General features: G+C 63.0%; 13 protein-coding genes. 11 read left to right on the top strand and 2 right to left on the bottom strand.

The window, feature by feature from the left end; translation table 11 throughout:
* Positions 1–40: 40 nt before the first annotated feature.
* Genes AC0NIE_RS30410 through AC0NIE_RS30375 form a run of 8 tightly spaced genes read left to right on the top strand, consistent with a single transcriptional unit; the run spans position 41 to position 9,188 of the window.
* A complete protein-coding gene (locus AC0NIE_RS30410) occupies positions 41–964 on the top strand; it encodes a carbohydrate ABC transporter permease (protein ID WP_077381507.1) in 924 nt (307 codons plus the stop codon).
* A 9-nt stretch (positions 965–973) separates the two neighbouring features.
* Complete coding sequence (locus tag AC0NIE_RS30405; RefSeq protein ID WP_095518160.1) at positions 974–1,831, top strand: carbohydrate ABC transporter permease; 858 nt, start codon at positions 974–976, stop codon at positions 1,829–1,831.
* Positions 1,832–1,836: 5 nt separating this feature from the next.
* The gene (locus AC0NIE_RS30400; RefSeq protein WP_473486056.1) at positions 1,837–2,955 is read left to right on the top strand and encodes an ABC transporter ATP-binding protein; all 1,119 of its coding nucleotides are present in this window, start codon (positions 1,837–1,839) and stop codon (positions 2,953–2,955) included.
* Positions 2,952–4,076: an ABC transporter ATP-binding protein gene (locus tag AC0NIE_RS30395; protein ID WP_473486055.1), complete on the top strand. Its 1,125-nt coding sequence runs from the start codon at positions 2,952–2,954 to the stop codon at positions 4,074–4,076. The genes AC0NIE_RS30400 and AC0NIE_RS30395 overlap by 4 nt, the downstream gene beginning before the upstream one ends.
* The gene (locus AC0NIE_RS30390; protein WP_473486054.1) at positions 4,076–5,629 is read left to right on the top strand and encodes an FGGY family carbohydrate kinase; all 1,554 of its coding nucleotides are present in this window, start codon (positions 4,076–4,078) and stop codon (positions 5,627–5,629) included. Before AC0NIE_RS30395 ends, AC0NIE_RS30390 begins: the two co-directional genes overlap by 1 nt.
* A gap of 10 nt (positions 5,630–5,639) precedes the next feature.
* Positions 5,640–6,680, top strand: a complete 1,041-nt coding sequence (locus AC0NIE_RS30385) for a 2-hydroxyacid dehydrogenase (protein WP_473486053.1) — start codon at positions 5,640–5,642, stop codon at positions 6,678–6,680.
* 49 nt (positions 6,681–6,729) lie between these two features.
* Complete coding sequence (locus AC0NIE_RS30380; protein WP_473486052.1) at positions 6,730–8,247, top strand: glycerol-3-phosphate dehydrogenase; 1,518 nt, start codon at positions 6,730–6,732, stop codon at positions 8,245–8,247.
* The gene (locus AC0NIE_RS30375) at positions 8,247–9,188 is read left to right on the top strand and encodes a sugar phosphate isomerase/epimerase family protein (protein ID WP_473486202.1); all 942 of its coding nucleotides are present in this window, start codon (positions 8,247–8,249) and stop codon (positions 9,186–9,188) included. Before AC0NIE_RS30380 ends, AC0NIE_RS30375 begins: the two co-directional genes overlap by 1 nt.
* Before the next feature lie 180 nt (positions 9,189–9,368).
* Here AC0NIE_RS30375 and fba read toward each other — a convergent pair whose 3' ends face one another.
* A complete protein-coding gene (gene fba / locus AC0NIE_RS30370) occupies positions 9,369–10,433 on the bottom strand; it encodes a class II fructose-bisphosphate aldolase (protein WP_473486050.1) in 1,065 nt (354 codons plus the stop codon).
* Between the two features lie 292 nt (positions 10,434–10,725).
* On the opposite strand from fba, the gene AC0NIE_RS30365 reads away from it, so the two are divergent.
* From AC0NIE_RS30365 to derI, 3 genes are all read left to right on the top strand, one after another.
* Positions 10,726–11,493: a DeoR/GlpR family DNA-binding transcription regulator gene (locus tag AC0NIE_RS30365; RefSeq protein ID WP_473486049.1), complete on the top strand. Its 768-nt coding sequence runs from the start codon at positions 10,726–10,728 to the stop codon at positions 11,491–11,493.
* Between the two features lie 110 nt (positions 11,494–11,603).
* Entirely contained in the window at positions 11,604–12,362 is a 759-nt protein-coding gene (locus AC0NIE_RS30360; RefSeq protein WP_473486048.1) for a triose-phosphate isomerase, read from the top strand.
* Positions 12,363–12,489: 127 nt separating this feature from the next.
* Complete coding sequence (gene derI, locus AC0NIE_RS30355; protein WP_095483850.1) at positions 12,490–12,933, top strand: D-erythrulose-4-phosphate isomerase; 444 nt, start codon at positions 12,490–12,492, stop codon at positions 12,931–12,933.
* Here derI and dhaL read toward each other — a convergent pair.
* Entirely contained in the window at positions 12,930–13,568 is a 639-nt protein-coding gene (gene dhaL / locus AC0NIE_RS30350; protein WP_473486047.1) for a dihydroxyacetone kinase subunit DhaL, read from the bottom strand. The two genes, derI and dhaL, sit on opposite strands and share 4 nt — an antisense overlap.
* Between the last annotated feature and the right edge of the window lie 10 nt (positions 13,569–13,578).

Below are 13,578 nucleotides of genomic sequence, written 5' to 3'. Positions count from 1 at the left end.
GCCGGCAGGGCGAAGCAACAGAGATGACGGGTGAGCAACGATGACTGCGGCGACAATGCAAAGAAACAGGCCTTCCGGCTTCAGGATCAGCAAGAAAGTGCTGCCCTATGTCCTCAGCCTGCCGGCCTTGCTCGTCTGCATCGGCATCCTGATCCCGTTCTTCACATCGGTCGTCTATTCGTTCCAGCGCTACCGGCTGAGCCAGCCCTGGGCGCGGCAGTTCAACTGGGGCGACAACTATATCTCGTTTTTCACGGACCCGAGGTTCTGGAACACGCTGGAGATATCGCTGCTCTATGCCGGCATCACCGTGCTGCTCGAACTGCTTCTCGGTCTCGGCATCGCCATGCTGCTGCAGAAGCGCTCGACGCTAAACAACTTCATCTCGATCATGCTGTTGATGCCGCTGATGACGGCGCCGGCGCTTGCCGCGCTGATGTGGAAGCTGATGACCAATCCCGGCTTTGGCGTGCTGAGCTATCTCGCCAGCCTGATCGGACTGCAGGATTTCCGCTGGGCCTCGTCGCCGTCGACCGCGCTTTTCACGGTGGTCCTTGTTGATATCTGGGTCTACACGCCCTTCATCATGATCCTGCTGCTTGCCGGCCTGCGCAGCCTGCCGACGCAGCCCTTCGAGGCGGCAGCACTTGACGGCGTGCCGCGGAGTTTCGTGTTCTTCCGCATCACCTTGCCGATGCTGACACCCTACATCCTGACGGCGACGCTGTTCCGTCTGCTGGATTCCATCCAGCAGTTCGACATCATCTATGCCATGACCCAGGGCGGTCCGGGCGATACGCTGACTGTCTTCCAGGTCGAGGCCTACCTCAACTTCTTCCAGTCGACCAATGTCGGCCGCTCGGCGGCGCTGATGATCATCCTGTGGGCGATCACCTATTTCCTCTCGAACATCTTCATCAAGAACTGGCTGCGGCTGCGCGAACGCGCTCGCGGCCAGGCATAGGAGGCTGAGATGGAACACACCTCGCTTCTCGAACGCATCCTGCGCGGCATAGCGCTGACGCTGGTCGTGATCTTCTTCATGTTCCCCATCGTCTGGATCCTCATGATGTCCTTCCAGACCAACGAGACCATCCTGCGGATTCCGCCGCAGCTTGTCTTCAAGCCGACGCTGGCCAACTACACCGCACTGATCACCGGAAAGCTGACGACGGCAGCCGGCACGCTCGACATCGCCTTCATGCGCAACCTCTGGAATTCGGTGTTCCTGTCGGTCACCTCGGTCGCCGTCGCGCTGCTGCTCGGCGTTCCCGCCGCTTACGCCTTTGCCCGGCACAAGTTCCGCGGGTCGGAGGACATTGCCTTCACGCTGCTGTCGTTCCGGTTCGCGCCGGCGCTGCTGGTGCTGCTGCCGCTGACCCTCTACTTCCAGAAACTTGGACTGGCCAACACCTATATCGGGCTGATCTGGGTCTATCAGCTGATCTGCCTGCCGCTGATCCTGTGGATCGTGCGCGGCTATTTCGAGGACATCCCGGCCGATATCGAATATGCCTATCGCATTGCCGGCCATTCCTGGTTCGCCACCTTCCGCAAGATCGCGCTACCGCTCGCCGGCCCCGGCATTGCGGCGGCCGGCCTGCTCGCCTTCATCTTCGCCTGGAACAATTTCGTTTTCGCCCTCGTGCTCGCCTCGGCCGACAAGCAGCCGGTGACAGTCGGCGCGCTCGCCTTCATCACCTCCTCCGGCATCCAGTACGGCCAGATCTCGGCAGCGATCGTGCTGTCGATCACCCCGACGCTGGCGCTTGCGCTTTACGCGCAGCGCTATCTCGTCGAAGGCCTGTCGCTCGGCGCGGTGAAAGGATAGCTCCGATGGCCAGCCTTGAATTGCGAAATGTCGTCAAACGCTACAAGAGCCAGACTGTGCTCGACAATCTGTCGCTGAGCGTCGCCGATGGCGAAACCCTGGTCCTGTTCGGACCGTCCGGCGCCGGCAAGACGGTGCTGCTGCGGCTCATAGCCGGCGTCATCGACCCCGATGAAGGAAAGATACTTATCGGCGGCGAGGACATGACCGACCTTGACGCCGAGTTCCGCGGCGTCGGCATGGCGTTCCAGAATTTCGCGCTGTTTCCGCACATGACCGCCTTCGACAACATTGCGACACCGCTTCAGGCCAAGCGATCGTCGCAAAGTGCGATGAAGTCGGGCGTCGAGAGCGTTGCCAAGCTGCTGAAGATCGGCCACGTGCTCAGCCATAAGCCACGGGCGCTGTCCAACGGCCAGAAGCAGCGCACCGCACTCGCCCGCGCTCTGGTCGGCGCGCCGCCGGTGCTCCTGCTCGACGACCCCTTGCGCAACGTCGATGCCAAGCTGCGCTTCGAGATGCGGCTCGAACTACCGAGGCTGCTGGCCGACCGTGGCGCGACCGTCGTCTACGTCACCCAGGACTACAAGGAGGCCATGGCGCTCGGCGACCGCATCGCGGTGATGTCGCAAGGTGTGATCAAGCAGCTCGGCACGCCCGAGCAGATCTATCGCGAGCCGGCCAACATCGAGATCGCGCGGCTGTTCGGCGATCCGACGATCAACCTGCTCGACGTCAAGCCGTTGCGCGATGCCAAGGGCATCTATGTCGGTCTGTCGAATGTCCAGGTCCATCTGACGGGCGCCTATGACGCGACGGTCGGCCGCGATTGCGTGATCGGCTTGCGGCCCGAAGCGCTGCGCTTTGTCGGCGAAGGCACGCCCGCTGCCATTCCGGTGACGGTCGAGGCGGAGACGCCGCTCAACGAAAAGATCGTCACACTGGTGCGCACCGTGCGCGGCCGCGAAATCCTCGTCTCCCGGCCGGCCGGAACACCGGGTCAAACCGAGGACAGGGCCCACATTGCCGTCGACGGCAAAAGTGCGCTGCTGTTCGATCATGCCAGCGGCGACCGCATCGGCGCCAGCAACGTGGTCAATCTGCGCAGCGGAGAAGCGGCATGAGCCAGAGCGCACTCGCCATCTCAGGCGTCGACAAGTTCTACGGCCCGATCGACAGGGGCGTGCACGCCGTCCAGAACCTGACGATCGAAATTGACAAAGGCGAGATCGTCGCATTGCTCGGCTCGTCCGGATGCGGCAAGACCTCGACATTGCGCATGATCGCCGGTTTCGAAGAGGTCTCGCGCGGCGCCATCTCGGTTGCCGGCCGCAAGGTGCACACGCTGCCGCCGGTCAGACGCAATGTGGCGATGGCGTTCGAGGGCTACTCGCTCTATCCGCCGCTGACCGTGCGCGAGAACATGGCGTTTGCGCTGAAGGCGGCCAAGCTGCCGAAAAGCGAGGTCGATGCGAAGGTTGCCAGCATCGCCAAGCTGCTCGAGATCGAGGACATTCTGGAGCGCTATCCGAGCTCCATCTCCGGTGGCCAGCAGCAGCGCGCAAGCCTCGGCCGGGCGCTGATCCGCAAGGCCGATCTGCATCTGCTGGACGAACCGATGGGCCAGCTCGAACCGCAGCTTCGCGCGGTGCTGCGCGGCCGCATCAAGCACTTCATCAAGGAGCGCGGCTTGACCGCGATCCTGGTCACCCACGACCAGACCGAGGCGAACGCGCTTGCCGACCGGATCGCGGTCATGGAAGGCGGCGTGCTGCAGCAGTTCGACACGCCCGACATGCTCAAGCAGCGGCCGGCCAACCTGTTCACCGGCACCTTCGTCGGCGAGCCGCCGATGAATGTCTTCGAGGCCTATGTCGGCACGGCTGCAGACAAGATCAATCTGCGGCTGCCCGACGGGCTTTCGCTCGACTATGACAAGGACGCGTTCAGCGGCTCGGTTCGCGACGAATTGCTCAAACGCGAGCGGGTCGTCATCGGCATAAGGCCCTATGCTGTTCGCCGCTCGAAGGACGGCGTGCCGGCCACGGTTTCGGCCAACCAGTGGCTCGGCGACCAGACGCATATCGCGGCGGATTTCGCAGGCGGCTCGCTGGTCCTGGTCGAACATGACCGGACCCGGTTGGAGCTTGGCGCGCCGATCAATATCAGCATCGATCCGAAAAACCTGCACGTCTTCGATCAGTCCAGCGGCATGGCCATTTCGCACGGCATGGAGCTTGCCTGATGCGGGATGTGTTGATCGGCATCGACGCCGGCACGTCTGTCATCAAGTCCGTCGCCTTCGACACGGCGGGCCGACAGCTCGCGGCCACGGCGTTGCCGAACCGGTATGAGACCTTGCCGGGCGGCGGCGCCGAGCAGGATCTGGCGCGCACCTGGGCCGATACCGCGACCACCCTGCGCCAGCTTGCCGACAAGGTGCCGGACCTCGCCAGCCGCACCATTGCGATCGCCGTGACCGGGCAGGGCGACGGCACCTGGCTGATCGACAAGGAGGGTGAACCGGTCGCCAAAGGCTGGCTGTGGCTCGACGCGCGCTCTGCCGCGATCGTCGAGGAGATCCGCGCGCGGCCCGATGACCGGCTCCGCTTCGAAAAGACCGGCAGCGGGTTGGCCGCCTGCCAGCAGGGACCGCAGCTTGCCTTCATGAAGCGCAACGCGCCTGACATGCTTGCCGATGCCGCGACAGCATTCCATTGCAAGGACTGGCTTTATTTCAACCTGACCGGCGAACCCGCCACCGATCCGTCCGAGGGCACCTTCACCTTCGGCGACTTCCGCACCCGTGGCTATTGCGACGATGTGCTTGAGGTGCTCGGCGTTGCCGATCTCAGGCATCTGCTGCCGCCGATCGTCGACGGCACCAGGCATAGCGCCGGCCTGTCGGCGGCGGCCGCCGAAGCGACCGGGCTGCTTTCCGGTACGCCGGTGGTGCTGGCCTATGTCGACGTGGCCTGCACCGCGCTCGGCGCCGGCCTGCTCGACCGCGAGCGCAAGCCCGGCTGCTCCATCATCGGCTCCACCGGCATGCATATGCGGCTTGCGCAGACGCCTGACGAGGTGCTGCTCAACGAGGCGGCGACCGGCTACACGATGACGATGCCGGCCCCCGGCGTCTTTGCGCAGATGCAGTCGAACATGGCGGCGACACTCAACATCGATTGGGTTCTGGGTCTCGCCTCCGGCATTCTCACCTCGCAAGGCATCACCCGCACCAATGGCGAGATGATCGCGCTGGTCGATGAATGGATAACGTCATCGGAGCCGGCCTCGCTGCTCTATCAGCCCTACGTGTCTGAGGCCGGCGAGCGCGGGCCGTTCGTCGACGCTAATGCCAGGGCCGGTTTCGTCGGCATTTCGTCGCGGCACGGTTATGCCGACATGGTCCGCGCCGTTTTCGAGGGACTGGCATTCGCCTCGCGCGATTGCTACGCCGCCATGGGGCCGCTGCCGAGCGAGATCCGGCTGACCGGCGGTGCGGCCAGAAGCCCGGCTCTGCGCAAGATCCTGGGTGCTGTCGTCGGCGCTGCCATTCGCACCAGCCAACGCGAGGAAGCCGGTGCGGCGGGCGCCGCGATGATCGCCGCAGTCTGCGTCGGCCAATACAAGTCGATGGACGAATGCGTCGGCGAATGGGTCACGCCGCTGCTGGGTGCGGCGGAGCCGAGCGACCCAAAACTTGCCGCGATCTACGAGCGGGCGGTTCCGTCCTACACATTGGCGCATGAGGCGCTGCGGCCGGTCTGGCGGTCGATGGCCGCATCCAGGGCAAACTGAGAAGTCGAGCATGCGTAGGAAGATTGCAATTATCGGCGACCGCTTCATGCTTCCCCAGGTGTTTCGCGAGAAAATCGAGGAGGCCTGCGGCGACAATCTCGACATCCGCACGCTTGAGACCGCATGGCCCGACGAGCCGATGGAATTCGGCAATGCGGCGCTCGGCCTCGACAGGGTCAAGGAGTATTTTGGCGATCCGGACGAGGTGGTCGATTTCATTGGCGACGCCGAGATATTCGTCACCCAGCTTGCGCCGCTCTCCGAGACCATGATGCAGCGTCTGCCTACTCTGAAACTGGTTGCGGTCTCGCGCGGTGGCCCGATCAACATCGACATGGGCGCCGCCAGGGCCCACGGCATCACCGTCGTCAATGTGCCCGGCCGCAATGCAAGTGCTGTGGCCGAGTTCACCATCGGTGCCATCCTTGCCGAGACGCGGCTGATCCGGGTCGGGCACGAAGCCTTGCGCAAGGGGGAATGGCGCGGCGATCTCTACCGCGCCGACCGCACCGGCCGCGAGCTCAACGAAATGACCGTCGGCGTCATCGGCTACGGCAACATCGGCACCAAGGTTGTCCGCCTGCTGCGCGCGTTCGGCTGCCGCATCCTGGTCACCGATCCCTATGTGCAACTGAGCGCCGAAGACCGCAATGACGGCGTCGAACTGGTCGCGCTCGACGATCTCCTGTCCCGCTCCGATGTGGTCACGCTTCATCCCCGGGTGACTGAGGAAACCCGCGGCTTGATCAACAAGGACACCATCGCTCGGATGAAGCCGGGGGTGATCTTCGTCAACACCGCGCGCGGGCCGCTGGTCGACTACGACGCGCTTTACGATGCGCTGGTCTCAGGCCATATCGGCAGCGCCATGCTGGAGACGTTTGCGGTCGAGCCGGTGCCTGCCGACTGGCCGCTGCTGCAGCTGCCGAATGTCACGCTGACGCCGCATATCGCCGGCGCGTCGGTGCGCACGGTGACCTATGCGGCCGAGCAGGCGGCCGAAGAGGTGCGCCGCTTTATCGCCGGGCTCCCACCGGTCAACCGATGCTGAAGGTCGCGGCAGCCATGAAACACAGTCCAGGCATTGAGGATCCGGCGAGATGAGCGGCGCCACTGAAATCGTCGATCTCTTCGTCATCGGCGGCGGCGTCAACGGCGCTGGCATCGCGCGCGACGCAGCTGGCCGCGGGCTTTCCGTCATTCTGTGCGAAAAAGACGATCTGGCCGAAGGCACCAGTTCGCGATCGGGAAAGCTCGTCCATGGCGGCCTGCGCTATCTCGAATATTACGAGTTCCGGCTGGTGCGCGAGGCACTGATCGAGCGCGAAGTGCTGCTTGAATCGGCTCCGCACATCATCTGGCCGATGCGCTTCGTGCTGCCGCACAGCCCGGACGACCGGCCTGCCTGGCTGGTCCGGCTCGGCCTGTTCCTCTACGACCATCTCGGCGGCCGCAAGCGGCTGCCGGCCACCCGCACGCTTAACCTGCGCACCGCGCCCGAAGGCGCCCCGATCAAGGATGCGTTCAAGCGCGGTTTCGAATATTCCGATTGCTGGGTCGACGACGCTCGTCTTGTCGTCATCAATGCGCTCGACGCCGCGGAACGGGGAGCAAGGATCTTCACCCGGACTGCCTGCACTGCCGCCCACCGTGAAAACGACCTGTGGTCGGTCGAGATGCGCGACAGCCGAACCGGCGTCAGGACCACGGTTCGGGCACGGGCACTGATCAACGCTGCCGGTCCCTGGGTCAACGACATCATCAACCGCGTGGCCGGCCAGAACTCCAAGCGGAACGTGCGCCTGGTCAAGGGCAGTCACATCGTCGTGCCGAAATTCTGGGAAGGGCGGCAGGCCTATCTCGTCCAGAACAGCGATAAGCGCGTGATCTTCATCAATCCCTACCAGAACGATCTGGCCCTGATCGGCACCACCGACATTCCCTATGACGGGCGGCCGGAAGATGTGAAGGCTGATACCAGCGAGGTCGACTATCTGATCAGGGTGGTCAACCGCTACTTCAAGCGTGAGCTTGCGCGGAGCGATGTCATCTACTCGTTCTCGGGCGTCAGGCCGCTCTATGACGACAACGCCGACAATCCAAGCGCGGTGACGCGCGACTATATTTTCGAGCTCGACGCGTCGGCCGGGCAGGCGCCGCTGCTCTCCGTCTTCGGCGGCAAGATCACCACCTTCCGCAAACTGGCCGAGCACGCGCTGGACCGGATCGCCCCGTTCTTTCCGAAAATGGGCAAGCCATGGACGTCGAAAGGCTATCTGCCGGGCGGCGATATCGCCAATGCTGACTTTGAGCAGTTTCTCGGCGATCTCGGCCGCGAATATCCCTGGATGCCGGCATCGCTGGTCAAGCACTATGGCCGGCTCTACGGCACCAGGACACGCGTTCTGATTGGTGCGGCTAGGTCGCTCACCGATCTTGGGCGGTGCTTCGGCAAGGATTTTTTCGAACGCGAGGCCAATTATTTGTTCGAGCATGAATGGGCGCTGACCGCTGCCGATATTCTCGAACGGCGCACCAAGCACGGCCTGCATCTGTCCGCCGCAGAAAGAGCCGCCTTCGAGAACTGGTGCGCGAGCCGACTGGTGAAAGCAAGCTGATGGCGTTTACGCTTTCCCTCAACACCAATCCGCTGGTCAACCGTTTCGCCGAACCGGACGATCTGATCGACGCGATCGCCTATGACATCGGCATCAGGGACGTGCAGCTCACGCACGAATTCGTCAATCCCGGCTGGCCGGCGGCGACGATCTCGAAATTCGTCCGCCTGTTCCGCACCGCGCTCGACCGCACCGCTGTGCGCGTAACATCGGGGATGACCGGTCCCTATGGGCGGCTCAACCATTTCGGCCATCCGGACGCCGACGTGCGCCGCTACTACGTTGATTGGTTCAAGACCTTTGCCGACATTTCGGCCGAACTCGGCGCCAGCGGCATGGGCACGCAATTCGCGATCTTCACGCATAGGGATTTCGACGATCCGGACCGTCGCGCGCGGCTTTTCGATATCGCACTGGAATGCTGGCGCGAGGTTGCCGAGCACGCCAAGGCGGCCGGATTGACCTATCTGTTTTGGGAGCCGATGTCGGTCGGCCGCGAATTCGGCCATACGATCGAGAGTTGCTGGGCACTGCACAACCAGATCGAAGCAGCCGGCATGGCCATCCCGATGGAGATGATGGTCGATATTGACCATGGCGACGTGACCTCGAGCAACCCGGCCGACATCGATCCCTATGCCTGGGCCGAAGCCTTTCCCAGGGTATCGCCGATCATCCACATCAAACAGTCGTCGATGAACAAGGGCGGCCATTGGCCGTTCATCGCCGCCTACAACAAGGACGGCCGCATCACGCCGGAAAAGCTTCTGGAGACGGTTCGCCGCGGCGGCGGCGTCGACAACGAGATCTGCCTCGAACTGTCGTTTCGCGAACGCGAGCCGGTCGACCACCAGGTCGTCGCCATGATCCGCGAGTCGGTCGACTACTGGGCGCCGTTTATCGAGACCGGCAGGGCGGCGATTTTGCCGCGAACCGAGTAGAACCGGCGGGGCAATTGGACGAATCCCCCTCACCCGGATTGCCAACCGAATTGCGAAGGGCGATTCGGGGCAATCCGACCTCTCCCCGAGGGGAGAGCAGATCGCCAGCGTTGCCGCCAGCCTCTTCTCCCCAGCGGGGAAAAGGTGGCCGCGAAGCGGCCGGATGAGGGGGAGCCTTACTCAGCCGAATTTCGGGTCGAGACTGCTCGATTTGTAACGCTTGGCCATTTCCGAGACCGGCAGCGGCTTGATCTTGGGGGCGTTGCCGGCGGTGCCGAACTGCTCGAAGCGCTCCTTGCAGAGCTTCCTCATCGCGGCCATTGCCGGCGTCAGATACTTGCGCGGGTCGAACTCGCTGGGGTTTTCGGTCAGCACCTTGCGGATCGCGCCGGTCAGCGCCATGCGGTTATCGGTGTCGATGTTGATCTTGCGCACGCCGTGCTTGATGCCGCGCTGGATCTCCTCGACCGGCACGCCCCATGTCGGCTTCATCTGGCCGCCATATTTGTTGATGATCTCCTGCAGCTCTTCCGGCACCGAGGACGAGCCGTGCATGACGAGGTGCATGTTCGGCAGGCGGCGATGGATCTCCTCGATCACATTCATGGCCAGAACCGCGCCGTCCGGCTTGCGCGAAAACTTGTAGGCGCCGTGGCTGGTGCCCATAGCGACGGCCAGCGCATCGACATGTGTGTCCTTGACGAACTGCACCGCCTGCTCCGGATCGGTCAGCAACTGGTCGTGGCTGACGGCGCCTTCGACGCCGTGGCCGTCTTCCTGTTCGCCGCCGCCCATCTCCAGGGAGCCGAGAACGCCGATCTCGCCTTCCACCGACACGCCGCCCCAATGCGCCATATCGACGACGCGCCGCGTGATACCGGAATTATAATCGTAATCGGCCGGCGTCTTGCCGTCTTCCTTCAGCGATCCGTCCATCATCACCGAGGTGAAGCCATACTGGATCGCGGTCACGCATGTGGCTTCGTTGTTGCCGTGGTCGAGATGCATGCAGACCGGGATATCGGGATGGATTTCGACCAGCGCGTCGATCAGCTTGGCCAGCACGACGTCGTTGGCATAGGCGCGGGCGCCGCGGCTCGCCTGCAGGATAACTGGCGATTTGGTCTCCTCGGCGGCCTCCATGATGGCGAGGCCCTGTTCCATATTGTTCATGTTGAACGCAGGCACGCCATAGCCGTGTTCGGCGGCATGGTCGAGCAATTGTCTCAATGTGATGCGAGCCACCCAATAGTCTCCCGTATTTGGTTTCAAGCCTATGGTTGTGAGCTGTCCGGTCGTCGTTCAGCCCACTGATGCTTCTGGCCGGATTTCCGGAGAACCGCAACCTTTGGCCAAGGCGCCGGGAGCAATTCTTGTTACAAGACAGCAATCAAAAGCAAATAATATCCCAAAGAAATGTAACATCATCACAAAAATTTAGATGCCCATGCGATTTCCTCTGTTATAATAGCTTTGGCTCGCCGTATCCGCCACCGCGGATTCGCAGCGGACCGGAATTCAGGAAACAGGCTGGGCAATGAAGAGCGACGGCCGGCGGCAAGGCATCATGGATTTTCTGATGGACACTGGCACGGCCAGTGTCGATGAGCTTGCCACGCGCTTCGGCGTGTCGAAGATGACCGTGCATCGTGATCTCGACGAGCTTGAGGAAAGCGGCTTCCTGCGCAAGGTGCGCGGCGGTGCTTCGATCCAGCCGAGCGGCCTTTTTGAGAGCGATTTCCGCTACCGTCAGAAGCAGGCCGGTGAGGAGAAGCAGCGTTTGGCCGCTGCTGCCGTGGCGATGATCGAACCGGGCCAGACGGTGATCATCGACGACGGCTCGACGGCCGGCGGCATTGCGCGCCACCTTGCGGATCTCCGCCCGCTGACGGTGATCTCCAACAATCTGGCCGTCATCCAGGATCTGGCAGGCGTTGGCGGGATCACCTTGATCGCGCTCGGCGGCCAGTACAGCAAGAAATTCCACGGTTTCTTCGGCCTGCTTGCCGAGGACACGTTGCGATCGTTGCGCGCCGATGTCGCCTTCCTGTCGTCGTCGGCCATCCACGGCGCTTCCGCCTTTCACCAGGACCAGGAAGTGGTCCATACCAAGCGGCTGATGATGGCTGCGGCCGCCCGCAAATATCTGCTGGTCGATCACGGCAAGTTCGGCCGCACGGCCCTGCATTTCCTGACCGATCTCACGGCGTTCGACGCCGTCTTCACCGGTCGCGAACTGGAAACCCAGATGCGCGAGGCGCTGGATGGCGCCGGTGTTTCGCTAACGCTAGTCGAGAAGGACTAGACCATGATCCCGAAAAGTGGGAACCGGTTTTCGGAAAAGATCATGGTCAAAGAAGGAGATAGAGCCCCATCCCGCTTCGCGGGATGGAACAGGCTCTAGAAGGAGGACGCATGGTTTACTGGGTCGGCACAAGCTGGAAAATGAACAAGACGCTTGCCGAGTCGATTGACTTCGCCGACGCGCTGGCGGGGTTCGTCCCCGGTTTCGACGACCGTATCCAGCCCTTCGTCATCCCGCCCTTCACGGCGGTTCGCGAGGTCAAGAAGGCGTTGGCGATGACGCTGGTCAAGGTCGGTGCCCAGAACATGCATTGGGCCGACGCCGGAGCCTGGACCGGGGAGATCTCGCCGGTGATGCTGACGGATTGCGGGCTCGACCTCGTCGAGCTCGGCCATAGCGAACGGCGCGAGCATTTCGGCGAGACCGACAACGCGGTCGGCCTTAAAACCGCAGCGGCGGTGAAGCACGGGCTTGTGCCGCTCATCTGCGTCGGCGAGACATTGGCGCAACGCAACAGCGGCCAGGCCGATGCGGTGCTGGCCTTGCAGGTGCATGGCGCGCTGCAATATCTCGAAGGCCAGGCAAAGGCGGCGACGATCGTGTTTGCTTATGAGCCGGTCTGGGCGATCGGCGACAAGGGCATTCCGGCAAGTGCCGACTATGCCGACAGGCAGCAGGCGCTGATCAAGAAGATCGCCGGCGATCTTCTGCCGTCCATACCGCCGGTGCTTTATGGCGGCAGCGTCAATCCGCAAAATGCCGCCGAACTGATCGGACAGCCTCATATCGACGGGCTGTTCATCGGCCGCTCCGCCTGGCAGGCAGAAGGCTATATCGACATCCTCCAACGCGCCTCGGCGGCGATCTAGAGCATGATCCCGAAAAGTGGAATCCGGTTTTCGGAAAAGATCATGCTCAAACAAATGATAGAGCCAATCCCGATTCCATCGGGATGGAACAGGCTCTGAAGCAATCGAACAGGAAAGGACAGAAAAAATGAAAATAGCTATTGGAGCCGACAGCGCCGGCAAGCCGCTGCTCGACGTCATCGCCGCGCATCTGGCCACCAAACCCGGCCTCGCCGTCAGCGATCTCAGCCAAGCCGGTTACTATGCCGACCTGTCGCAGAAGCTCGCCCAGACCATCCTCGACGGCGAGAACGATCGCGGCATCCTGTTTTGCGGCACCGGTATCGGCGTTTCCATCTCGGCCAACAAGGTGCCCGGCATTCGCGCAGCACTCACCCACGACACCTATTCGGCGGAGCGCGCGGCCAAATCCAACAATGCCCAGATCATCACAATGGGCGCCCGTGTCATCGGCCCGGAACTGGCCAAGTCGATCGTCGACGCCTGGCTCGCATCGGAGTTCGATGAAAAGGGACCGTCGGCCGGCAATGTCCAGGCGATCGACAGGCTCGACGCGGCGAAGCTGGGCTAAGCCAGGCTTTTCCGGATCGCGCCGATGACAATAACAGCCGACGCGGCGCCGGGGTCCATGTGCCCGAGCGACCGCTCGCCGAGCCGCGATGAGCGACCCTTCGCGGCAATCATGTCCTTGGTCGCCTCGGCGCCCCGTTCGGCTGCTTCAAGGGCGGCTGCGAGGCTTTCGGACACAGTTTTGCCTGAGGCATGCGCGGCGGTGGCGGCTTGTGCAGCCGGCAGCCAGGCGTCGATCATCGTCTTTTCGCCAATCTCGGCCTTGCCGCGATCCTGGATGCCTTGCGCCATCGCCTGGAACAGGGCGACGATGTCGGCGCCCGCCAAAGTCGCCTTGCCCTTGACGGCGGCCGCGCCACGCATGAAGGCCGTTGCGTAAAGCGGGCCTGACGAGGCGCCGACGGCGTTGAGGAACGATTTCGCCGCGGTGTTGAGGAGAGCTGTCGGCTCGGTCGCTGCGAGGTCCAGCGAAGCGAGCGCATCGCGCACCGCGCCGAAGCCGAGCGCCATGGCGATGCCATGATCGGCGTCGCCGATGACGCCGTCGAGTTGGCAGAGCCGGTCCTTGTCGGCTTCGATCGCCGCCGCGATCGCATCGAACATTGTTTTCAAGCCGACTGTGTCGATGGATGTCATGGATGCTGCT

The organism is Mesorhizobium sp. WSM4842, from assembly GCF_055901575.1.
This window is presented reverse-complemented; position numbering and strand designations above follow the sequence as displayed.